The 23201-nt window shown below is 61.5% G+C and carries 21 protein-coding genes; 15 read left to right on the top strand and 6 right to left on the bottom strand.

The annotated features are described in order from the left end of the window. Positions 1 to 57 precede the first annotated feature (57 nt). The 4 genes from A477_RS0107865 to A477_RS0107850 are packed head-to-tail and all read right to left on the bottom strand — an operon-like array spanning position 58 to position 5873. A complete protein-coding gene (locus tag A477_RS0107865; protein WP_017198470.1) occupies positions 58 to 1401 on the bottom strand; it encodes an alpha/beta fold hydrolase in 1344 nt (447 codons plus the stop codon). After that, a complete protein-coding gene (locus tag A477_RS0107860) occupies positions 1394 to 1906 on the bottom strand; it encodes a GNAT family N-acetyltransferase (protein ID WP_017198469.1) in 513 nt (170 codons plus the stop codon). The genes A477_RS0107865 and A477_RS0107860 overlap by 8 nt, the downstream gene beginning before the upstream one ends. A gap of 32 nt (positions 1907 to 1938) precedes the next feature. Further along, positions 1939 to 3327 (bottom strand): CoA transferase, encoded by a 1389-nt coding sequence (locus A477_RS0107855; protein WP_017198468.1) that lies wholly within the window; start codon positions 3325 to 3327, stop codon positions 1939 to 1941. A gap of 11 nt (positions 3328 to 3338) precedes the next feature. Next, positions 3339 to 5873 (bottom strand): DEAD/DEAH box helicase, encoded by a 2535-nt coding sequence (locus A477_RS0107850; RefSeq protein ID WP_017198467.1) that lies wholly within the window; start codon positions 5871 to 5873, stop codon positions 3339 to 3341. 70 nt (positions 5874 to 5943) lie between these two features. Here A477_RS0107850 and A477_RS0107845 point away from each other — a divergent pair, with 70 nt between their 5' ends. From A477_RS0107845 to A477_RS22950, 15 genes are all read left to right on the top strand, one after another. Further along, the gene (locus A477_RS0107845; RefSeq protein ID WP_026005439.1) at positions 5944 to 6738 is read left to right on the top strand and encodes a trans-aconitate 2-methyltransferase; all 795 of its coding nucleotides are present in this window, start codon (positions 5944 to 5946) and stop codon (positions 6736 to 6738) included. A 154-nt stretch (positions 6739 to 6892) separates the two neighbouring features. Next, positions 6893 to 7273: a GntR family transcriptional regulator gene (locus tag A477_RS0107840; RefSeq protein WP_026005438.1), complete on the top strand. Its 381-nt coding sequence runs from the start codon at positions 6893 to 6895 to the stop codon at positions 7271 to 7273. Between the two features lie 65 nt (positions 7274 to 7338). Continuing rightward, on the top strand, positions 7339 to 10266 hold the full coding sequence (gene uvrA, locus A477_RS0107835; protein ID WP_017198465.1) for an excinuclease ABC subunit UvrA: 2928 nt from the start codon (positions 7339 to 7341) through the stop codon (positions 10264 to 10266). A gap of 112 nt (positions 10267 to 10378) precedes the next feature. Then, positions 10379 to 11095 carry an HAD hydrolase-like protein gene (locus A477_RS0107830; protein ID WP_017198464.1) on the top strand — a complete coding sequence of 239 codons (717 nt, stop codon included), beginning with the start codon at positions 10379 to 10381 and terminating at the stop codon, positions 11093 to 11095. Next, a complete protein-coding gene (locus tag A477_RS0107825; protein ID WP_017198463.1) occupies positions 11082 to 11750 on the top strand; it encodes a lysophospholipid acyltransferase family protein in 669 nt (222 codons plus the stop codon). The genes A477_RS0107830 and A477_RS0107825 overlap by 14 nt, the downstream gene beginning before the upstream one ends. A gap of 60 nt (positions 11751 to 11810) precedes the next feature. Continuing rightward, positions 11811 to 13841: an excinuclease ABC subunit UvrC gene (gene uvrC, locus A477_RS0107820; RefSeq protein ID WP_017198462.1), complete on the top strand. Its 2031-nt coding sequence runs from the start codon at positions 11811 to 11813 to the stop codon at positions 13839 to 13841. Between the two features lie 130 nt (positions 13842 to 13971). Beyond that, entirely contained in the window at positions 13972 to 14895 is a 924-nt protein-coding gene (rapZ, locus tag A477_RS0107815; RefSeq protein ID WP_017198461.1) for an RNase adapter RapZ, read from the top strand. Then, on the top strand, positions 14895 to 15911 hold the full coding sequence (locus A477_RS0107810) for a gluconeogenesis factor YvcK family protein (RefSeq protein ID WP_017198460.1): 1017 nt from the start codon (positions 14895 to 14897) through the stop codon (positions 15909 to 15911). Before rapZ ends, A477_RS0107810 begins: the two co-directional genes overlap by 1 nt. A 9-nt stretch (positions 15912 to 15920) precedes the next feature. Further along, positions 15921 to 16901 (top strand): DNA-binding protein WhiA, encoded by a 981-nt coding sequence (whiA, locus tag A477_RS0107805; protein WP_017198459.1) that lies wholly within the window; start codon positions 15921 to 15923, stop codon positions 16899 to 16901. 174 nt (positions 16902 to 17075) lie between these two features. Next, a complete protein-coding gene (locus tag A477_RS0107800) occupies positions 17076 to 17699 on the top strand; it encodes a superoxide dismutase (protein WP_026005437.1) in 624 nt (207 codons plus the stop codon). Between the two features lie 271 nt (positions 17700 to 17970). Continuing rightward, positions 17971 to 18981 (top strand): type I glyceraldehyde-3-phosphate dehydrogenase, encoded by a 1011-nt coding sequence (gap, locus tag A477_RS0107795; RefSeq protein WP_017198457.1) that lies wholly within the window; start codon positions 17971 to 17973, stop codon positions 18979 to 18981. A 9-nt stretch (positions 18982 to 18990) separates the two neighbouring features. Further along, positions 18991 to 20217: a phosphoglycerate kinase gene (locus A477_RS0107790; protein WP_017198456.1), complete on the top strand. Its 1227-nt coding sequence runs from the start codon at positions 18991 to 18993 to the stop codon at positions 20215 to 20217. Positions 20218 to 20291: 74 nt separating this feature from the next. Continuing rightward, complete coding sequence (gene tpiA / locus A477_RS0107785) at positions 20292 to 21107, top strand: triose-phosphate isomerase (RefSeq protein ID WP_017198455.1); 816 nt, start codon at positions 20292 to 20294, stop codon at positions 21105 to 21107. A 36-nt stretch (positions 21108 to 21143) separates the two neighbouring features. Then, on the top strand, positions 21144 to 21401 hold the full coding sequence (secG, locus tag A477_RS0107780) for a preprotein translocase subunit SecG (protein WP_017198454.1): 258 nt from the start codon (positions 21144 to 21146) through the stop codon (positions 21399 to 21401). A gap of 137 nt (positions 21402 to 21538) precedes the next feature. Further along, the gene (locus tag A477_RS22950; protein ID WP_353579766.1) at positions 21539 to 21976 is read left to right on the top strand and encodes an RNA polymerase-binding protein RbpA; all 438 of its coding nucleotides are present in this window, start codon (positions 21539 to 21541) and stop codon (positions 21974 to 21976) included. Here the strand turns inward: A477_RS22950 and pgl are convergent. After that, a complete protein-coding gene (gene pgl, locus A477_RS0107775; RefSeq protein WP_017198453.1) occupies positions 21929 to 22747 on the bottom strand; it encodes a 6-phosphogluconolactonase in 819 nt (272 codons plus the stop codon). The two genes, A477_RS22950 and pgl, sit on opposite strands and share 48 nt — an antisense overlap. Continuing rightward, the coding region (locus A477_RS22190) for a glucose-6-phosphate dehydrogenase assembly protein OpcA (protein ID WP_017198452.1) at positions 22737 to 23201 on the bottom strand (465 nt) is incomplete at its 5' end. The genes A477_RS22190 and pgl, both read right to left, overlap by 11 nt.

The raw sequence follows: 23201 nt of genomic DNA, 5'->3' as shown, positions 1-23201 counted from the left end.
GGCAAAACGGCAGGGGGCGGCCACCTCGATAGGCGGCCGCCCCGCTGACACGTCCACCTAGCGGTTGGCGCGCACCATACCGAGGAGTCTCCCAAAGATGCCCTCACCGTCTTCGCCGATGCCGTCATGGTGGAAGTCCGACGTGACCCAGGTTTGAAGACCGCGCACCGCAGCCGCGGTCTCAAGTGAAAGATCGTGATCCACGTAGATGTCGTCCTTGTACACGGCGGCCGCAACAGGGACCGTGTTTAACGCCAACCGGGTGGGGTCATACAACGGTTTCCAGTCTTTTCGGTCGGCCAGTACCTCAGCCACGTCGCGTAAGGGAACCAGCGCGGGATCCTGTTCGAAGTACCACGGATACACCATTTCGCCAGTGAGCAGAGGTTCTTCAGCTTCTGGCTTGAACTCAGGGTAGTCCTCCAGAACGCGCCAGGCGGCCCAGTTGGTTGCCTCGCCCTGACCGTAGATTGATTCATGCAGGACGGCATAGAGCGGATTGGCCGCCCGGCTCACCAGTCCCCGTACTTGTTCAAGGAATGATTCGGACAACCGCTCCCCGGAGGGCGTGATGATGAACGCGTCCTCCAAAAGATAGTGAAGCGCGTCAACCCTGGTGTTTCCGCCCAGGAACGAACCCACCATCTGGAAACGCTCCGGCGTTAGACGTTCTCCACTGGCAAGGAATTCAGGGTACTGCTCCAGATGACGGGCAATGCGCGTGACCTTTTTCCGGTCCTCCGGGTACCACGAGAAATACTCGGCGTTCCTGGCGGCAACCCGACGGAACGTTGCCTGATACACGCGCTCGGCTGAACCGTGGAGCGGTGCCAGACCACCCGTGATGAGTACTTCGCGCAGCCCTTCCGGCGCGAAGGACAGGTACGTCAGGGCACAGAACCCGCCGAAGCTCTGTCCCAGCACTGACCACGGTCCGGAGCCCAGGACTCCCCGGATGTACTCGGCGTCGGCAACGATGGAATCGGCACGGAAGTGGGTCAGGTATTCTGCCTGCGCCGCGGCGTCACCCCTGAGCTCCAATGACTGTCGCTCAATCGGGGTGGACAATCCGGTGCCACGTTGATCGAGCATGAGGATGCGGAAGTCCTTCGCCGCCGCTTTCATCCAGCCGGACAGCGAGGTTACACGATTGCCCCGGCCGCCGGGCCCTCCTTGGAGGAACACGAGCCACGGCAGCTTGGCCACTTCGTCTGCCGAATGGTCAGTGGAGGAGTATTCCCGGGCGAAGACCGTGATCGTCTCGTCAGGTACGTCTGCCTGATGCGTCAGGGGAACAGTGAAGTAATGCTCCGCCGTCCTAAGGCCCCGGAATTCGTGGCGGGCTTTGATGATGTGCCTGCCGTTGGCGGCCCGTTCGCCAGCTACGTATGGTTCAGCCACGGGTCAGCGCCTCTTTCGCCTCACTGACGTTCGCTCCAAAGGCCTGGAGTGCGTCGCCCGTCAGCCGGAACGTTGACCATTCTTCCATCGGGAACGCGCCAAGGTTCTTGTAGAAGTTGATGGAGGGTTCGTTCCAGTTCAGGACGCTCCATTCCACCCGGGCGTAACCGCGTTCGACGGCGGTGGTAGCCAAATATTGCAGGAGCGCTTTGCCGTGGCCCTCACCCCGGGCATCCGGCACTACGTAGAGGTCCTCAAGGTAGATGCCGTGGACGCCTTCCCACGTGGAGTAGTTCAGGAACCAGAGCGCGAAGCCTTGGACTGTGCCGGCGCTGTTTTCGGCAATGGTGGCGAATACCCGAGGGTTCTCCCCAAAAAGTACTTCGGTGAGCATGGCCGGGGTGTTCTTAACTGCGTCCGGTTCCTTTTCGTAGATCGCGAGGTCATGGATCATACGCAGGATGGCGGGAACGTCGTCAACGGTGGCGGGGCGGATTACACTCATGCATTCGAGCTTACTAGGGGCTTGCCGGCCTCCTACCGCCAGGCGACCGCAGACGTTCCATAACGTACAGGCGGTTCACGGTACGTCAGCGGAGCGCCCTCTACCAAAAGGGGCGGCCCTACGAACCTGAGCTCGCCGTAGGGGCTGTCAACTTCAAGGTACTCCGGCTCATGGAGTGGGCTCACCGGGCTGTCCTGGCGGCCGGAAGACAGGGCGAAGAGTTCCTCGGCCGTCCGTGCCAGGGAGAGTTTCGCAGTTCCACCGGCTCCGGTCCTTAAGCGCTCGGCCAGTAAAGCCAGCACTGCTGCCGCGAGTCCGTATCCTGTGGCGTGGTCCAGGGCCTGAACCGGGAGCGCACCAGGTGTCCACCCGTCGTCGTGATGCTGTCCATATCGCTCAGCGATTCCGCAGGCAGCCTGGACGAGGCTGTCAAAGCCCCGCCTTCCCTTCCACGGCCCGCTGCCGCCCCACGCGGTCAGCGTGACAACCACCAGCCCGGGTTTGACAGCGAGCAGCGCGTCCTGGCTCAATCCGAATTTGTCCAAGCCCCCGTCCCGGTATCCGGTGACCACCACATCTGCTGAGGCGACGAGAGCATGCACAGTTGCCAAGTCCTCGTTCTTCCTGAAATCAGCTTCGGCGCTGCGCTTGTCGAACCCCGCGTCGATAAACGCATCGATCAGCTCCGGAAGGAGGGGCGGATCGATGCGCAGGACATCCGCGCCCAGTGCACCCAGCAGGCGCGTGGCACTGGGGCCAGCGATGACGCGTGTCAGGTCAAGCACTCTCAACCCACCCAAGGGCCGGAAGGGGTTCTCCGCCGGCACCCACGGCGTGGAAGCCGACCCCACGGACTGAATATCAGAACGCGAGAAACTGATCCACGGATCGGAGATTGCCGCGTCATGCATCGGCGAAGCAACCCATTCCTCGCGGCTCCGGACAGCGGCAGCCACCCCCTCGTAAGCCACGATCACGGTCTCGGCCTGTAAGGACGTCATTGACAACAGGGCGCGGTCAACGTCCTGCGGCACTGTGGCAGACAACGCTTCCATCAGCCGTGCTGCGTGATGAGGGTAGTTGGCGTGGAGGCGGACCCAGCCGTCGGCCGTGCGCCGAAACCCTGACGTGGGAGCGAAGCCTTGGGGCTTTCGCCCCTCAACCCGAAGATGGCCCAATGAATCGAACGCCGCTGAAGTCAGCCCCGAGTCAGTCGAGTATCTGCCTGGGTGGCCAGTCAGCGCGTTCAGCGCCGTAGCGGCGGCTTGAACCGAGCCCAGCGCCAAGCCCTCGACGTCCAGGCCGCCATGCCACCATCGACGCGAACCAGTGCAGGCCGCCCGCTGCTCCTCGCGTAAGGCTTCCACCTCCCGCAAGCCCGCGGTCAGATCCGGGACGGATCCAATGGCACCGGGTCTCATCGCACGTGCGCCTAGAGCCTGTTGACGTCTGTCACCCGGACCACGGCGGTTCCGGTCTCATCGGAGGCTGCCAAGTCCACCTCTGCGGAAATTCCCCAGTCGTGGTTGCCCGCGGGGTCGTCGAAGATTTGCCGCACCTTCCACGTCCCGGGTTGCTCGGTAATGATGAGCAGCCCGGGACCCCGCGCGTCGGGACCGGTGCCAATGTCATCATGTTCGTCGAAGTAGTCGTCCAGGACCTCTTCCCAGCGCTCTGCGTCCCAGCCGGCGTCGGCATCGAGTTCGCCCAACGCTGCGGAGTCCTCGTCCGCAAAAAGTTCAACCCTGCGGAACATCTCGTTCCGAACCATTACCCGGAAGGCCCGGATGTTGGTGGTGAGCAGCGGAGGTGGGGGCGGGGGAGCGTCATGGGGTGTGGGCGCGAGTCCGGACGTCAGCTCTTCCCACTCATCCAACAGGCTGGAATCCACTTGGCGTACCAGCTCGCCCAACCAAGCGATGAGATCTTCAAGGTCCTCGCGGAGCGAATCCTGGGGAACCGTCTGCCTAAGCGCGCGGAATCCGTCCGCCAGGTAACGCAGGACGATGCCCTCCGATCGGGCCAGGCCGTAGAACTGCACGAACTCGCCAAAGTTCATGGCACGCTCATACATGTCCCGAATAATCGATTTCGGAGCGAGCTCGAAGTCGCCCACCCAGGGAGCCGCCTTCCGGTAGACCTCGAAGGCCTCGCCAAGGATCTCCGCCAAGGGCATGGGATAGGTAACTTCGTCCAGTATGGCCATGCGCTGGTCATACTCAATGCCGTCAGCCTTCATGGCGGCAACAGCTTCGCCCCTCGCTTTCTTCTGCTGGGCAGAGAGAATCTGGCGAGGCTTCTCCAGCGTGGACTCAATGACGGAGACAACATCCAAGGCGTAAGAGGGAGACTCAGGATCAAGGAGCTCCAACGCAGCAAGCGCAAAGGGGGAGAGCGGCTGGTTAAGGGCAAAGTTTGCCTGCAGGTGAACAGTCAGCCGGACTGAGCGCCCTTCAGCCTCCTGTTCCTCCTCCGGGATGCGTTCCACGACACCGGCGGCCAGCAATTCCCTGTAGATTCCGAGGGCCTTCTTCATGAGCCTGAGTTGCGCAGGGCGGCTCTCATGGTTCTCGCTGAGCAGGCGCCGTGTTGCCTGGAAGGGGTCTCCGGGGCGTTCCATCAAGTTCAACAGCATCGCGTGGGTGACAGTGAAGCTTGAAGTCAATGGCTCGGGTACAGACTCCACGAGACGCTTGAACGTCGGCTCCCCCCAGGAAACGAACCCTTCGGGAGGCTTTTTCTTGACGACTTGGCGCAGTTTCTTCTGGTCATCGCCAAACTTGGCGGTGGCTTTGGCCATGGCTTTGGTGTTCTCCACCACGTGGTCCGGGGCCTGGACCACCACCGTCCCGGCGGTGTCATAGCCGGCGCGGCCGGCGCGGCCGGCAATCTGATGGAACTCACGTGAGTTGAGCGATCTGGTGCGTACGCCGTCGTACTTGCTGAGAGCCGTCAACAGCACGGTCCGGATAGGCACGTTGATGCCCACCCCCAAAGTATCGGTTCCGCAGATCACCTTGAGGAGGCCGGCTTGGGCGAGCTGTTCCACCAGGCGGCGGTACTTTGGCAGCATACCGGCGTGGTGGACCCCGATGCCGTGCCGGACCAGCCTGTTGAGCGTCTTTCCGAAGCCGGCGGCAAACCTGAATCCCGCAATCAACTCGGCAATGCGGTCCTTTTCAGCACGGCTGCACATGTTGATGCTCATAAGGTTCTGCGCGCGCTCGATAGCCTCCGCTTGGCTGAAATGCACCACATAGACGGGAACCTGCTTGGTGGAGAGCAGTTCCTCCAGCGTCTCGTGAACCGGCGTCAGATGGTAGTAGTAATGCAGCGGAATGGGGCGTTCCGCAGAGCTGACAGTTGTGGTGGTCCGGCCCGTCAGCCCAGTCAAACCCGTTTCGAATCGGGAGACGTCGCCCAGGGTGGCGGACATCAGCAGGAACTGGGCTTGGGGGAGTTCCAGGAGCGGCACCTGCCATGCCCAACCGCGCTGCGGGTCGGAGTAAAAGTGGAACTCGTCCATGATCACGGAGCCGACCTCTGCCGCAGAGCCCTCGCGGAGGGCTATGTTGGCCAGGATTTCCGCCGTGCAACAGATGATGGGGGCGTCTTGGTTCACACCGGAATCACCGGTGATCATGCCAACATTTTCGGCACCGAAGATCTCGCAGAGTGCGAAGAATTTCTCGGAGACCAGTGCTTTGATGGGGGCTGTGTAATAGCTCCGCTGGCCGCGTGCCATCGCCTCAAAGTGCGCCGCGATCGCTACCAGGGATTTACCGGAGCCTGTGGGTGTGGCCAGGATGACGTTCGCACCGGAGGCAAGCTCCATGATCGCTTCGTCCTGCGCCGGGTATAGCTGCAATCCACGGCTCTCGGTCCACTCCACGAACCGGGTGTAGATTTCGTCCGGGTCCAAAGGATCGGTGGCCGTGGAACCGGGGAGCTGCTCAAGAAGTTTCATTGGTTTCCAGCTTAGTGCCCGGACGGTTTAGGCTCGCCCCGTCAGGCAGGACAGATGCGAGGAGGCTTTTGTGAAGTGGGATCCATCCAAGTACGTGGAATTCGGCAACCATCGCGACCGGCCATTCCATGACCTCGTCGCGAGGGTGCGGGCTGACGAACCAAGGAAGGTCATTGATCTCGGATGCGGCCCCGGAAACCTGACCGCTACGCTGGTTGATCGCTGGCCGGAAGCCCATGTTGTGGGTCTCGACTCCTCGGAGGAAATGCTCCGCAAAGCGCAGGCCCTCCGGGAGCAATTCCCCCAAGCGCAGTCCAGCCGGCTGACCTTCCAACCGGGCGATGTCACGCAGTGGGTTCCCGATGCGGATACCGACGTCGTGGTCACGAATGCCGTTCTCCAATGGGTTCCCGGACATCAGGAGATGCTGGCCGGTTGGCTTCGCGCCCTCAAGCCGGGGTCGTGGTTTGCCATGCAAGTACCGGGAAACTTCACGTCCCCCTCCCACACCCTCATGCGGCAACTGGCAGAATCGCCAAGGTGGTCTACACGGCTGGGCGGCGTGCTTCGGCACGATGGCGCTGTGGGTAGTCCTGCGGACTACCTCGGCATCATGCTCGACGCCGGATGTGCAGCAGACGCTTGGGAAACCACCTACCAGCAGGTGCTCCAAGGGCAGGACCCGGTATTGGAGTGGGTCCGGGGCACTGGACTTCGTCCAATATTGGCAGCCTTGACCCCTGCGGAGGCATCTGAATTTGAAGCGGAATACTCGGCCCTGCTGCGTGAGGCCTACCCTTCAACGATCCACGGAACAGTCTTCCCGTTCCGTCGCATTTTCGCAGTAGCCCAAAAGTCCGCATGACCCGGCAGGGCGCTTCCGCGTACGTAGCATTCACTTCCCTCCGCCGTGACGGCTTGTCCCTGGCCGTCGTCGCTGGTCTAATTCTCGGCATGGACCAAGGATGCTTCGAACAACAGATGCCCCGTGTGGAGTCGGCGCCAGGCCGGATTTCCTCGTGACTCCCACCGGGGATTTTCCGGGCAGCTGGCGCCCCAACACCAGCAGCGCCGTTGCGCTCTTCGAACAATTGAGACTGCGCATCATTGAACTGGTGGATACCGGGATCCTGGCCGTTGGCGCCAAGCTTCCTCCTGTTCGGAATCTGGCCGGGGTGCTGGATGTCGCTCCGCACACCGTGGCCCGTGCGTACAAGGAATTGGAAGCAGCCGGGGTAGTGGCAACACGAGGGCGCAATGGCACCGTGGTCTGTGCACGGGACGATCGTTGGGGAGCACTGGCGGGGGTTGCCGCGGAATATGCGGCCGCTGCCAAGGCCCAAGGAGCTTCATTCGCTGAGGCAGTGCAGCTTCTTGCTGCCGCCTATGATGCCGATTGATACCGATCAGTAGCATGTGAGGCGCGACATGGAAATTCGAAGAAGTTTTCGATTAGCATTGGTAGGTGCCCAAAGCCTTAGCTGAAGATACCGCCATGGATGCCTTGAACGGCGTCTCCGTCGTTCCCGATACCAAACCCGCCAAGCCGGATCTCTCCCGCTTGGTGGTCAAGGGTGCCCGGGAACACAATTTGCGAAACGTGGATCTCGACCTCCCCCGTGACGCCATGATCGTGTTCACGGGACTCTCCGGTTCCGGCAAGTCGTCCCTGGCTTTTGACACGATCTTCGCGGAGGGCCAGCGTCGCTACGTGGAATCGTTGTCCGCGTACGCACGTCAATTCCTTGGGCAGGTGGACAAGCCTGATGTCGATTTCATCGAGGGTCTGTCTCCTGCGGTATCCATCGACCAGAAGTCCACCAGCAAGAACCCGCGTTCCACGGTGGGCACCATCACCGAGATCTATGACTACATGCGTTTGTTGTGGGCGCGCGTCGGCCGTCCGCACTGTCCGGTTTGCGGCGAGCCCATCGCCCGGCAGACACCGCAGCAGATCGTGGATCAGCTTCTGGAGCTGGATCCGGGCACACGGTTCCAGGTCCTGGCCCCGGTCGTACGAGGACGCAAGGGCGAGTTCGTCGATCTCTTCAAGGAGCTGACCGCGAAGGGCTATTCGCGCGCCCGTGTGGACGGCGAACTGGTTCAGCTAAGCGATCCTCCCAAGCTTGGCAAACAGTTCAAGCACACCATCGAGGTTGTGGTGGACCGCCTGGTGGTCAAGGAAGAGATCAGCCAGCGGCTCACTGATTCCGTAGAGACAGCCCTGGGCCTTGCAGAAGGACGCGTACTGGTTGAGTTCGTGGACCTCGATGCCGAGGATCCTGAGCGTATCCGCGCCTTCTCGGAGAACCTGGCTTGCCCCAACGAGCACCCGTTGGCCATTGACGAGATTGAACCCCGTTCGTTCTCCTTCAACAATCCTTTCGGCGCATGCTCTGCCTGCAGTGGCATCGGAACGCGGTTGGAAGTGGATGAAGAGCTCATCGTTCCCAATCCGGAGCTCTCCCTGGGTGAGGGGGCCATTGCTCCTTGGGCCCTCGGTACAGCGACAACCGAGTATTGGAACCGACTCCTGGAGGGCTTGGCGCACGAGCTGGGCTTCTCCATGAAGACGTCGTGGGAGAAATTGCCCAAGGACGTTCGCAATACCGTGCTTCACGGCAAGGATCACAAAGTTGTTGTCCAGTACAAGAACCGCTTTGGTCGAGAGCGCAAGTACAGCACTGGCTTTGAAGGCGCCATTCAATACGTCCACCGCAAGCATGGGGAAACAGATTCCGACTGGGCGCGCGACCGGTATGAAGAGTACATGCGGCAGATTCCCTGCCCTGAGTGCAATGGTGCGCGCCTCAACCCGGCGTCGCTGTCAGTGCTCATCAACGGGAAGTCGATCGCCGAGGTCGCGGCCTTGCCGATGCGTGAGTGCGCGGAGTTCCTGGGAAGCCTTACCCTGACCAACAGGGAAGCCCAGATTGCCAACCAGGTGCTGAAGGAAATCCAGGCCCGCCTGACCTTCCTCCTGGACGTCGGCTTGGAATACCTCAACCTGGAGCGCCCCTCGGGTACCTTGTCCGGTGGCGAGGCCCAACGCATCCGGCTGGCCACCCAGATCGGCTCCGGCCTGGTGGGTGTCCTCTACGTTTTGGATGAGCCATCCATTGGCTTGCACCAGCGTGACAACAGGCGATTGATCGAGACGCTCACCCGGCTCCGTGATCTCGGGAATACCCTGATCGTGGTTGAACATGACGAAGACACTATCCACGAAGCTGATTGGGTTGTAGACATCGGACCCGGTGCCGGCGAACACGGCGGCCAAGTGGTGCACTCCGGAACATACAAGGAACTCCTGGAGAACCCTGACTCGCTGACAGGCGCCTACTTGTCCGGACGCCGCAAGATTGATGTCCCCGCCAAGCGCCGAAAGTACGACAAAAAGCGTGAGCTCAAGGTTGTGGGCGCCAAGGAAAACAATCTCAACAACGTTGACGCCACCTTCCCACTGGGACTTTTCACTGCGGTGACGGGCGTCAGTGGTTCCGGCAAATCCACGTTGGTGAACGAGATCCTTTACAAGGTCCTCGCCAACAAGCTCAACGGCGCCAAGCAGGTTGCGGGACGGCATCGCACGGTGGCCGGACTGGAGCACCTGGACAAGGTGGTCCACGTCGATCAAAGCCCCATCGGCCGTACACCCCGGTCCAACCCGGCTACCTACACCGGCGTCTTTGACAACATCCGGAAGCTCTTCGCCGAAACCACTGAAGCCAAGGTACGCGGCTATCAGCCGGGACGGTTCTCGTTCAACGTCAAGGGTGGGCGCTGCGAGGCGTGTTCAGGCGACGGTACGTTGAAGATCGAGATGAACTTCCTGCCGGACGTCTACGTCCCTTGCGAAGTGTGCCATGGCGCCCGGTACAACCGGGAGACCCTTGAAGTCCACTACAAGGGCAAGACCATAGCCGATGTCCTCAACATGCCCATCGAGGAAGGTGCAGAATTCTTCGCTGCCTTCACTCCGATCGCACGGCACTTGAACACCTTGGTGGACGTGGGCCTTGGTTACGTCAGGCTTGGCCAGCCGGCAACCACTTTGTCGGGTGGTGAGGCCCAGCGCGTAAAGCTGGCTGCCGAGCTACAGAAGCGTTCCAACGGTCGCAGCATCTACGTGCTTGATGAGCCGACCACTGGCCTGCACTTTGAGGATATCCGCAAGCTGCTCATGGTTCTTCAGGGTTTGGTGGACAAAGGCAATACCGTGATCACCATTGAGCACAACCTGGACGTGATCAAGTCTGCGGACTGGATTGTGGACCTTGGCCCGAATGGGGGTTCGGGTGGCGGAAAGATCGTGGCTACAGGAACCCCTGAGCAGGTGGCAAAATCCACGGATAGCCACACAGCGACCTTCCTGGCCGAGATTCTAGGTTAGTTACTCACGGACGGCTTTGAGGCCGCCTAAGGAATATCTCCGAGACCTTGGAAGTATTCCAGTAGCGGCATGCGAGTTTCAGGCATGCCGCTACTCGTGAGAAACTAACCCGGTGACTCAAACAACGGTGCCCGTAATATTCGATCTGGACGGCACCCTTGTCGATCCTGCCGGCGGTATCACGGGAGGCATTTCTGCCGCCCTCCGGGAAATGGACCTCCCTGTTCCCGAACAAGCTGTGCTGAATTCCATGGTGGGTCCCAAACTCAGCGATTCCCTTCTCCATTTGGCCAACGTCCCCAGGGAATTGGTGGATGAAACCATTGAGCGATACCGCGGCCACTACAAAGAAACCGGTATTGGCCAAAGCAAGCTGTACCCGGGAATCTTCGATCTTCTTGAATTCTTCGCGGAGACTGGCCGGCCCGTCGCAGTGGCCACCCAGAAGCCCCAGTCAATTGCGCGCCTCGTGTTGGAACACCACGAAATTGCTGACTTCTTCGTTTCCATCCGAGGGGCTGCGGATGATGAATCCCTGAAGGCCAACACAGCGTCGGGCAAGGTTGAAATCGTCGCCGCGGCGTTAAATGATCTTCACTCCCAACCGGCCGTCATGGTGGGGGACCGGCATCAGGACGTCGCGGGCGCTCTGGCCAACGGATTGGACTGCATCGGCGTCAGTTGGGGATTTGCGCCGGACGGTGAACTTGAGGAAGCCGGAGCAGTCGCCGTGGTAAATACGGCCCTCGAGTTGCGCACCAAAATTGAAGAACTTGACGCTGTCCGCGCGGCAGCCCTGAGCGAGGTACAAAACGATGGCAGTCTTTGATGCGATCCGCTGGACAACCCGTGGCCTGATTTCCTCCACGTGCCGTCCTACGGTCATTGGGCTGGAGAACGTCCCCAAGGATGGGCCATTTATCGTAGCCCCCAATCACCTCTCCTTCCTGGACAGCGTGATCGTTCAGGCACTCATGCCCCGCCCTGTCGCCTTTTTTGCCAAGGCGGAATATTTCACCACCAAAGGGGTCAAGGGCGCCGTCATGAAGTCGTTCTTCGAGGCAGTAGGTTCCATTCCCGTCGAACGTGGTGAGCAAGCGGCCAGCGTCCAGGCTCTCAAGACACTGTTGGACATCCTGGAATCCGGAAAGGGCATCGGCATCTACCCGGAAGGCACGCGGTCCCGGGACGGAATTCTCTACCGTGGAAGGACGGGCGTGGGATGGCTCGCCTTGACCACGGGCGCTCCCGTGATCCCGGTCGGACTGATTGGCACCGAGAAGCTGCAGCCTGCGGACAAGAACGCTGTTCGCCCGCAACACTTCACCATGAAAGTGGGTGAACCCCTCTACTTCGACAAGACAGGCCCGGACCATTCCCTCCCTGCCCGCCGCGAAGTCACCGACAAGATCATGGACGCCATCGCCCTGCTCAGCGGGCAGGAGCGGTCCACGAGCTACAACCAAAGCAAATCAATCGACTGAAGCTTCGGTGACCGCGCCACCGTGGCAATGAGTGTCGTTTCGGTTCACTAGACTGGAAACGTGGCAGATCCAGCAAGTTACCGGCCCCAAACAGGTGAAATTCCCACCACGCCGGGCGTCTATCGTTTCCGTGACCCGCATGGCCGGGTCATCTATGTGGGCAAGGCAAAGAACCTCCGTTCACGGTTGAATTCATACTTCGCGAATCCGGCAGGGCTTCTCCCCAAGACCCATGCAATGGTGCACGCGGCCAGCAGTGTTGAATGGACCGTGGTTGGGAGCGAGCTGGAGTCGCTGCAGCTGGAATACACGTGGATCAAGGAATTCAAGCCACGGTTCAACGTCGTGTTCCGGGACGACAAGACCTACCCCTACCTTGCCGTCACCATGGGGGAGAAGTACCCCAGGGTGCAGGTCATGCGTGGTGAAAGAAGGAAGGGCACCAGGTACTTCGGTCCCTACACGGCCGGTGCCATCAGGGAAACCATGGATACGCTCCTGCGGGTCTTCCCTGTGCGGAGCTGCAGCGCAGGCGTCTTCAAGCGTGCTGAGTCCAGCGGGCGACCCTGCCTTCTGGGTTATATCGACAAATGTTCGGCGCCCTGTGTCGGACGGGTCACCCCGGAAGAACACCGTGGCCTGGCAGAAGACTTCTGTTCCTTCATGGGCGGCGAAGCCAAGCGTTTCATCAGCCGGTTGGAGAAAGACATGTCTTCCGCTGTTGCCGAATTGGACTACGAGCGCGCGGCCGGGCTCAGGGATGACATCATCGCGCTCCGCAAGGTCTTTGAACGCAACGCAGTGGTCCTCGCGGAGGACACCGACGCGGACGTCTTCGCGCTTCATGAAGACGAACTGGAAGCTTCCGTGCAGGTGTTCCACGTTCGCGGCGGCCGCGTCCGTGGGCAGCGCGGTTGGGTAGTAGAAAAAGTGGAGGATGCTACGACGCCGGAACTCATCGAACACTTGCTGCAGCAGGTCTATGGTGAGGACAGTGAGGTTCAAGGCCGAATCCCGCGCGAGGTCCTGGTTCCGGAGAAGCCCAGCAACCATGTTGAACTGACCGAATGGCTGGGGGGCCTGCGCGGAGCCCGAGTGGACATCCGCGTACCCCAGCGAGGCGACAAGGCTGCCTTGATGTCCACCGTGCGTGAGAATGCCGAGCAAGCCCTGAAGCTGCACAAGACGCGCCGTGCAGGAGACATTACTGTCCGGTCCCTTGCCCTCCAGGAACTGCAGGAGGCTCTGGAGATTCCAGTTCCCCTGCTGCGGATCGAGTGCTTCGATATCTCCCACGTTCAAGGAACAAACGTGGTGGCTTCCATGGTGGTGGTGGAAGATGGGCTGCCCAAGAAGTCCGACTACCGGAAATTCTCCATTACGGGCGCGGCGGCAGCGGACGACACGGCAGCCATGCACGACGTCCTGACCCGTCGGTTCAGGCACTATCTCACGGACAAGGCCGCCCAGGTCCCTGTCGTGTCGGGCGAAATTGTCAACCCGACGCGTAGTGCTGCACAAAGTAACAGGGCCCAAAACGGCACTGACGTGCCGCCGTCGGACCCTTCTTTGCCCGCTCCGAAGGCGAAGTTCGCGTACCCGCCCAACCTGGTGGTAGTGGACGGCGGCCAGCCCCAGGTCAATGCGGCGGCCCGTGCCCTCGCAGAGTTGGGCATTGATGACGTTTACGTCGTGGGACTTGCCAAGCGGCTCGAGGAAGTCTGGTTGCCGGACAGCGACTTCCCTGTAATCCTGCCCCGAACGTCGCAAGGGTTGTACCTTTTGCAGCGGATCCGTGACGAGGCCCACCGCTTTGCCATCAGCTTCCACCGGCAGAAGCGGGGCAAGGCGATGACAGTTTCCGTGCTTGACGGCGTCCCGGGCCTGGGTGAGGCGAAACGCAAGGCCTTGGTTGCACACTTTGGCTCGCTCAAGAAGATCAAGGCTGCGTCCGTGGAGGAGCTCACCTCCGCCAAGGGCATCGGGCCAGCGCTGGCCGCGGCGGTGATCCAGCACCTTGGTTCTGATGCGGACACCGGTGAATCCGCACCTGCGGTGAACATGACCACCGGCGAAATCCTTGAATCTTAGCTAGGGTAAGAACTTGGCTGGCGGCACAAGCGTGCTTCCGGACGCCTGGAACCGGCCACGCATGATGTGCCGCCCAAGGCGGCTGCCAGGAGCTTTCGAATGACCACTTCCGACGAAACGGGGACAACTGATGGATGAGGCTACGGCAGAGTCCGGCACGGAGCAGGACGGCCTGACTCCCGTCAAGCCGCCTGAGGCGGAGCTGCTGGTGGTAACCGGCATGTCGGGTGCCGGACGCAGCACCGCCTCCGATGCTTTGGAGGATCACGGCTGGTACGTCGTTGACAACCTTCCTCCGCAAATGTTGGGCACGCTGGCCGAAATCGTCTCGCATGCACCAAAGTCGATTCCCAAGCTGGCAGTAGTGGTGGACGTTCGCAGCAAGGACCTCTTCACCGACATTCAGACCGCCTTGGGAGCGTTGAGCGCGAGTGGCATCACCTTCCGGGTACTTTTCCTCGACGCCAACGACGACGTCCTGGTCCGCCGTTTCGAGCAGGGGCGCCGCCCGCATCCGCTGCAGGGCGGCGGAAGGATCCTCGACGGCATCGGGATCGAGCGTGAGGTCCTCCGTGAACTTCGTGAGCACGCGGACGTCGTTCTGGACACCTCCGACTTCAACGTCCATGGTCTGGCTACGGCCATCACGGAACTGTTCAGTGATACCGGGCCTGTCACGCTCCGCCTGAACGTCATGAGTTTTGGATTCAAGTACGGGCTCCCCGTGGACGCCAACTTCGTAGCCGATGCGCGGTTCATCCCCAATCCACACTGGGTTCCCCAGCTTCGGCCCCACACCGGCCTGGATGAGGACGTCAGCGAATACGTCCTTGGCGCGGAGGGTGTCCAGGAGTTCGTGGACCGCTACGTTCGGGCGTTGGAGCCTGTCCTGGACGGCTACCGCCAGGAGAACAAGCACTACGCCACGCTGGCGGTTGGTTGCACCGGTGGCAAGCACCGTTCAGTGGCAGTCTCCGTGGAACTTTCCAAGCGCCTTGCGCAGTACCCGCGTGTCACCGTGACCACCACCCACCGCGACCTGGGACGCGAGTAGTGGGGGTCCTGACGGGTCCGCTGCCGCTCATACCGCCCAAGGGCGTTCCTGGCAGCCAGCAGAAGAAGAGCCCCTCCGTGGTCGCCCTGGGAGGCGGTCACGGACTGGCGGCTTCGCTGTCTGCCCTACGTTTGCTCACCTCCGAGCTGACGGCGATCGTCACGGTAGCGGACGACGGCGGCAGCTCCGGGCGTCTCCGCGACGAGTACGGCGTCCTCCCGCCTGGAGACCTGCGGATGGCCCTGAGCGCCCTTTGCGACGACACGGATTGGGGCAGGACTTGGCGCGACGTCATGCAGCACCGCTTCGAAGCGGGTTCTGCGAAAGGGGGCTCGCTGGACAACCATGCCATGGGCAACCTGCTGATCGTCACGCTGTGGGAACTTTTGGGCGACACCGTTGCCGGGCTTAAGTGGGCTGGAGCCTTGTTGGGTGCCCGCGGACAGGTACTGCCCATGTCCAGCGTCCCCCTCACCATTGAGGGCAAGGCGCAGGTAGAGCTACCGGGTGGCGGCCATGAACTGCGTACGGTCCGGGGGCAGGCGAAGTGTGCTGTGGCGGGGAAGCTGGAAGAAGTCAGGCTCCTGCCTGAAGCCGCCCCTGCCTGCACTGAGGCGCTCACTGCGATTGAGCTGGCTGACTGGGTCATTCTGGGCCCCGGTTCCTGGTACACCTCGGTGCTGCCGCATTTGCTGTTGCCTGAGCTTCGGCGGGCACTCGGAGATACGGCCGCCAAGCGTTGCCTCACCATGAACCTGGATGTCGAAACCAAGGAAACGTCCGGTATGACGGCAGCGGACCATTTGGATGTCTTGCGCCGTTATGCACCTGAGTTCACTGTGGACGTCGTCCTGGCGGATCCCGCAGCGGTGCAGGATCGCAAGGCGTTCGAGAAGGCGGCAGCGATGATCGGCGCCGAAGTGGTGTTGGGTAGAGTAGGGGCTTCGAGGCGCCGCCCCGTCCATGATCCACTGCTCTTGGCAGCGGCGTACCACGATATTTTCGGGAACAGTTAGGAACACGCGATGGCACTTACTGCGTCGGTCAAGGACGAACTGTCCCGGCTGGACATCAAGAAATCTTCGGTCCGCAAGGCGGAGGTTTCGGCAATGCTGCGCTTCGCAGGCGGCTTGCATATTATTTCGGGGCGGATCGTTATCGAGGCTGAAGTTGACCTCGCTTCCACGGCCCGCCGTCTCCGGGCAGCGATCGCGGAAGTCTACGGACATCAGAGCGAAATTATCGTCGTCTCCGGCGGGGGTTTGCGCCGGGGGAGCCGTTACGTGGTCCGCGTAGTGCGCGACGGGGAAGCACTTGCCCGCCAAACGGGCTTGTTGGATGGCCGTGGGCGACCTGTGCGGGGCCTTCCCTCCGCCGTCGTCAATGGTTCAGCGGCCGATGCCGAGGCCGTGTGGCGGGGCGCTTTCCTCGCCCATGGTTCACTCACTGAACCGGGCCGATCGTCTTCCCTCGAGGTGACGTGTCCCGGCCCCGAGTCCGCGCTGGCATTGGTAGGCGCAGCCCGCCGCCTTGGCATCCAGGCGAAGGCGCGCGAAGTTCGCGGCGTTGACCGCGTGGTCATTCGTGACGGCGACACCATCGCTGCTCTCCTGACCCGCATGGGAGCCCATGACGCGTTGATGGTCTGGGAGGAACGGCGCATGCGAAAGGAAGTCCGTGCCACCGCCAACAGGCTCGCCAACTTCGATGACGCCAACCTTCGCCGATCAGCCCAAGCCGCAGTAGCTGCGGGCGCAAGGGTGGACCGTGCTTTGGAGATCCTGGGAGATGACGTTCCGGACCACCTCAAGTACGCCGGGGAGCTCCGGGTCGCGCACAAGCAGGCAAGCCTGGATGAACTCGGCCGCCTCGCAGATCCGCCCATGACCAAGGACGCCATAGCCGGCCGCATACGCAGGCTCCTGGCCATGGCAGACAAACGTGCCTTGGACTTGGGTATCCCGGGCACTGAGGCAAATGTGACTCCGGAAATGATGGACGAGTAGGCCGCACCCATAGAATCGACAAAGTGCGGAGGAAATACTGCGAGTGCACCGCGGGTTGTTCCCGGTGGAGGCAAGAGCAGTCTTCTTCGCCAAGGATTTCCGGCCGGTCCGCTGGCCGGATGACATAACGAGAGTTACCAACCCGGACGTGAGTCCATTACATTGGAGGATTTCGTGACAGAGTACGTTCTGCCCGAGCTCGGCTACGACTACGCAGCACTTGAGCCGCACATTTCGGCAAAGATCATGGAGCTGCACCACAGCAAGCACCATGCGGCATACGTTGCAGGCGCCAACAACGCCCTCTCCCAGCTGGCCGAAGCGCGCGAGAAGAATGATTTCGCCAACATCAACCGCCTCTCCAAGGACCTCGCGTTCCACACTGGCGGCCACATCAACCACTCCGTGTTCTGGAACAACATCTCCCCGGACGGCGGCGACAAGCCCGAAGGCGAACTGGCTGCTGCCATCGACGACGCTTTCGGTTCATTCGATGCTTTCCGCGCCCAGTTCAGCGCTGCTGCCTTGGGCCTCCAGGGTTCCGGCTGGGCTTTCCTTGCCTACGAGCCCATCGGTGGAAACCTGCTCATCGAGCAGCTCTACGATCAGCAGGGCAACGTGGCAGTGGGCACCACCCCGCTGCTGATGCTGGACATGTGGGAACATGCCTTCTACCTGGACTACGTCAACGTCAAGGCTGACTATGTCAAGGCATTCTGGAACATCGTGAACTGGGCTGACGTCGCCAAGCGATTCGAAGCTGCCCGCACCAACGCCACGGGCCTCATCGTCCTTTAGTTGGTGAGGCCCGGTTCACGCCGATGTAACAAAAGTCACTTTCGGCGTGAATTCGGGCCAAATGCTGGAAAGCCTGCCTCCGCAGTTGCGGGGGCAGGCTTAGTTAAACGTAAGATGGATCACGGAAGGCGGTTAGCCTTCAGCAACGTGGCTGGTCGCCCTCCGATCTGATAATCACCTCTGCCCAAAGACGTGCGGGGTCTGTTAGTTGGAAATATTTGATCCGACTCACTAGGCGTGCTTGCAAGAGCACCAAGGAGATTGACACATAGTGACCACCCGTATTGGTATCAACGGCTTCGGCCGCATCGGCCGTAACTACTTCCGCGCAGCACTGGCCCAGGGCGCAGACCTTGAGATCGTGGCAGTCAACGACCTCACCAGCCCCGAGACCCTCGCCCACCTCCTGAAGTACGACTCCGTCGGTGGCCGCCTCACGCAGACCGTGGAGGTTGTTGATGGCAACCTGGTAGTCGATGGCAAGTCCATCACTGTGCTGGCCGAGCGCGATCCCGCAAACCTCCCTTGGGGCGAGCTGGGCGTCGACATTGTTATCGAGTCCACCGGTTTCTTCACCAAGGCAGCAGCGGCGCAGAAGCACATCGACGCCGGCGCCAAGAAGGTCCTCATCTCGGCACCAGCCAGCGACGAAGACATCACCATCGTCATGGGTGTCAACCAGGACCTCTACGATCCCGCAGCGCACCACATCATCTCCAACGCGTCCTGCACCACCAACTGCCTCGGCCCGCTGGCCAAGGTTGTCAATGACGCCTTCGGAATTGAGCGTGGCCTGATGACCACGGTCCACGCCTACACGGCCGACCAGAACCTCCAGGACGGCCCGCACGGCGATCTTCGTCGCGCCCGTGCTGCTGCCATCAACATGGTTCCCACCTCCACCGGTGCTGCCAAGGCAATCGGCCTTGTCCTGCCGGAACTCAAGGGCAAGCTGGATGGTTACGCCATCCGCGTTCCTGTCCCCACGGGTTCCGCCACCGACCTCACGGTCACCGTTTCCCGCGAAGTCACTGTCGAGGAAGTCAACGCTGCCGTCAAGGCTGCCGCTGAATCCGAGCAGTTCGCCGGAATCCTCAGCTACACGGATGCCCCCATCGTGTCCTCGGACATCGTCGGAGACCCCGCGTCGTCCATCTTCGATTCCGGCCTCACCAAGGTCATCGGCAACCAGGTCAAGGTTGTTTCCTGGTATGACAACGAGTGGGGTTACTCCAACCGCCTCGTAGACCTCACGGAGCTTGTCGCATCCAAGCTGGGCTAGGGTAGACACATGACATCTCACACCCTCAACGAACTCATCGCTGAAGGTGTCCGCGGGCGGTACATTCTGGTCAGAAGTGACCTGAATGTGCCGCTCGACGGCTCTGCAGTGACCGACGACGGCCGCATCAAGGCCTCCCTTCCGGTCCTCAAGAAGCTCTCGGACGCCGGTGCCCGTGTGCTCGTAACCGCCCACCTCGGACGCCCCAAGGGCACTCCGGAGGAAAAGTACTCACTGAAGCCCGCTGCCAACCGCCTCGCGGAGCTAGCAGACTTCAAGGTTCAGTTGGCCAACGATACTGTGGGGGACTCCGCAAAGGAGCTCGCAGCCGGGCTCCAGGATGGCGAAGTTCTCATCTTGGAAAATGTTCGCTTCGACGCACGTGAAACCAGCAAGGACGACGCCGAACGCGGCGCCTTCGCTGACGAATTGGTTGCCCTGACGGGAAGCAACGGGGCGTTCGTGGACGACGCTTTTGGTGCTGTCCACCGCAAGCACGCGAGTGTCTTCGATGTAGCCACCCGGCTGCCGTCATACCTGGGCGATCTTGTGCACACCGAAGTAGAGGTTCTCCGCAAACTCACCACGGATACGCAACGTCCTTACGTCGTGGTTCTCGGCGGCTCCAAAGTCTCGGACAAGCTGGCCGTCATCGACAACCTGCTCGGCAAGGCTGACACCATCCTTGTTGGCGGCGGCATGCTCTTCACCTTCCTGGCAGCAGCCGGACACAAGGTTGCGGGCAGCCTCCTCGAGGAAGACCAGATTCCGGTGGTCCAGGACTATCTCAAGCGAGCATCGGACGCCGGAACGTCGTTCGTGATTCCCACGGACGTCGTGGTCGCCAGCCGCTTCGCTGCGGACGCTGAACACGAGGTCGTTAAGGCAGACGCCATTGAGGACAGCACTTTCGGTGCTTCCGGCATTGGCCTGGACATCGGTCCGGAGTCGGCGTCGGCATTCGCGGCCCAGATCGAAGGGGCCAAGACTGTGTTCTGGAACGGCCCCATGGGTGTCTTCGAATTCGAAGCCTTCTCCAGTGGCACGCGTGCCATTGCGCAGGCCCTGACGGACACGGTTGCGTTCACCGTTGTTGGCGGTGGCGACTCTGCGGCCGCTGTTCGCACCCTCGGCTTCGAGGATTCGCAGTTCGGCCACATCTCCACCGGTGGCGGCGCCAGCCTGGAATACCTTGAAGGCAAGGAACTTCCCGGTTTGAGCGTCCTGGACCGCTAAGCATCAACCGGCCGGCAGGGCGCTAGCGCGTCCTGCCGGCCGTTCCATATTTCAACGCATTCTTTGGAGTTCATGTGACTACCTCTGCCAACGGCAACTTCGTCCGTAAACCGTTCATCGCAGGCAACTGGAAGATGAACATGGACCACGTCCAGGGCATCACCCTGCTGCAGAAGCTCGCCTGGACACTGTCCGACGCCAAGCACGACTACAGCCGTACCGAGGTGGCAGTGTTTCCCCCGTTTACCGACCTCCGCGGTGTCCAGACGCTGGTTCAGGGTGACGAACTGGAAGTTGTCTATGGCGGCCAGGACCTGTCCCAGTTCGACTCCGGCGCCTACACGGGTGACATCTCCGGCCAGTTCCTCAGCAAGCTGGGATGTGCCTACGTCCTGGTGGGCCACAGTGAGCGCCGCACCATCCACAACGAGTCCGACGAAGTCTTGAACGCGAAGGTCAAGGCCGGGTTCCGTCACGGAGTTACGCCCGTTCTGTGCGTCGGCGAGGGCCTCGAAGTCCGTCAAGCCGGCACACACGTGGAGCACACCCTGGCCCAGTTGCGGGCGGGCGTTGAAGGACTCACAGCCGAACAGGCCGCCGAACTCGTTGTGGCTTACGAGCCCGTCTGGGCCATCGGTACCGGCGAAGTAGCCGGCCCGGAAGACGCACAGGAAATGTGTGCAGCGATCCGTTCCGAGCTCGCCGAACTCTTCGACGAGACCGTCGCGGCGAAAACCCGCCTGCTGTACGGAGGATCGGTCAAGGCCAACAATGCTGCTGCCATCATGGCTGAAACCGACGTTGACGGATTGCTTGTGGGTGGCGCCAGCCTGGACCCCGCTGAGTTTGCTAACATTGTCAGGTTCGAGAGCCACCTCGTCACGGACTAGTCCGGCTCCCGTTTTCCGCTTCTTCGAAAGGCCGTCGTGGACGTTCTTCAAGTCATTCTGCAGATCCTGCTGGGCATCACCAGCCTTCTGCTGACGCTGCTCATCCTCTTGCACAAGGGACGTGGCGGCGGTTTGTCCGACATGTTCGGTGGCGGAATGAGTTCGGGATTGAGTTCTTCCGGCGTCGCCGAGCGCAACCTGAACCGCTTCACCATCATCCTGGGCATCACCTGGGGCGTCGTGATCATCGGCTTGGGCCTGATCATGCGATTTACCTCGGGTGGCGACTCATAGGCATTCCCACAAAGGGAGGCTCCTTGACAGGGGCCTCCCTTTTTCTTTTCCCGCGCTTCTTTGGACACCGTTACCCACCACTAGTGCCGCCGTCGGGCGCCTCGCATTAGACTGGCCCTGTTGGCCGTAGGGTCCACATGGCCGCGACGGCCGACCACCGAGTCGCTAGGGGTTCGAAAATGGTTCATGGCACGCCTGGTTATCGGGGCACCCGCGTAGGTGTGACCCAAGGTTCGGCCCCACGACATCAGAGCGACCACGGCCCCGGTGAACAACCCCCGCGTATCCGTGTGCCGTACTGGTGCCCCAAAGGCCACGAAACACGGCTGGTTTTTCTCAAGCTGCCGGACGAGCAGATCCCCGGAACCTGGGACTGCCCCAAATGCGGCTCTCTTGCTACGCGGAATCCAGGTCACCCGACACCAACCAGACCCGAAGACGAAATCTTCAAGTCGCACCTGGATTATGTTAAAGAGAGACGCTCCAGCCAGGAAGCCGAAGTGGTCCTGGCTGGAGCGCTGGACAGGTTACGCGCCCGCGGGGTCCTTCCGGACCAACTGCTGGGGGACTCGTGACGCAGCATTCTCGTCAATGAGCCATAGTGTCCTGGCGCGTCCCACGGGACCCGCTGCGGGGACCTGAACGGGGTTGGCGCCTGCCAGGGCCAGGCCCACGGCACCGGCCTTGTCCTCGCCGGCAACAACCATCCAGATTTCCTGGGCGGTGTTGATCGCCGGAAGCGTCAAGGAAATGCGCGACGACGGCGGCTTGGGTGAATTCTCAACGCCCACCACGGTGCGTGATTTCTCGCGAATTCCAGCCTGCTCGGGAAAGAGCGACGCCACGTGCGCATCGGGTCCGACGCCGAGGAGCAAGATGTCAAAGCGCGGCAGGATCCCAGGCCTCTCAGGCCTGTTGTCCGATGTGTCCGCTGCGTGCTCGGCCTCAGCAGCTGCCTTGAGCTCTTCAGCGTACGCGGCCGCTGCTTCATCCGCCGTGGCGTACTGGTCAGCGGATCCGGGCTCGTGAACCCTGGCCGGATCAACTGCCAAGTGAGCCAGCAATGCCTGGTGAGCTTGGCGCGTATTCCTGTCATCGCTGTCGGAGGCGACGAATCGCTCGTCGCCCCACCAGAAATTGACCCTTGACCAGTCGACGGCAGGTGCAGCGGCAGAGTCGGCCACAGCCCTCAAGGTTCCAATACCAACGGTTCCGCCGGTAAGGACCACCGTGGCCTCGCCATGCTTGTCCTGGACATCCACAAGCTTGGTGATAAGACGCGCCGCAATGGCGGCCATCAACACCTTGGAGTCAGGGTGGATGCTTACTCTTGGCTCAGCGTGCACTGGTTTGGACTCTCCTCTGGCTGGTAAGTGGAAGTCCCATCGTAATCACTTCTCCGAAGACTTCGTCGGGGTCGAGCCGTCGGAGTTCTTCTGCGAGGCAGTCTTTGAGGCTTCTGCGGGGGAGTGTGATGCGTTGTGCGGGCTGTCCCGGCTGGGTCAACTCGGCCACGGACAGTCCCGGACGGAATAACTGCACATCGCCACTGGCGCGCGTGAGACGGACGCGACGGATTCCGGTCCCGGCAGGATCTGCCACGATCGTGACAGGAGCCTGCAGTGCGAGGCTAAGCCAGGCGGCCAGCAGGAGCGTACTCGGGGAGTCCGAGGCGCCTTCGACGGCCACAGCGGAGACAGGGTCCCCGTCCACTTGGTCGAAGACGGCGGCGAGTTGCATGCGCCAGTTGGTCAGGCGGGTCCAGGCGAGGTCGGTGTCGCCGGCTTTGTAGGTGGCCCG

This window comes from Arthrobacter sp. M2012083 (assembly GCF_000281065.1).
In the GTDB taxonomy this organism is placed as follows: Bacteria; Actinomycetota; Actinomycetes; order Actinomycetales; family Micrococcaceae; genus Arthrobacter.
Note: the sequence above shows the minus strand (reverse complement) of the source record. Positions and strands in the feature narration are given on the sequence as shown.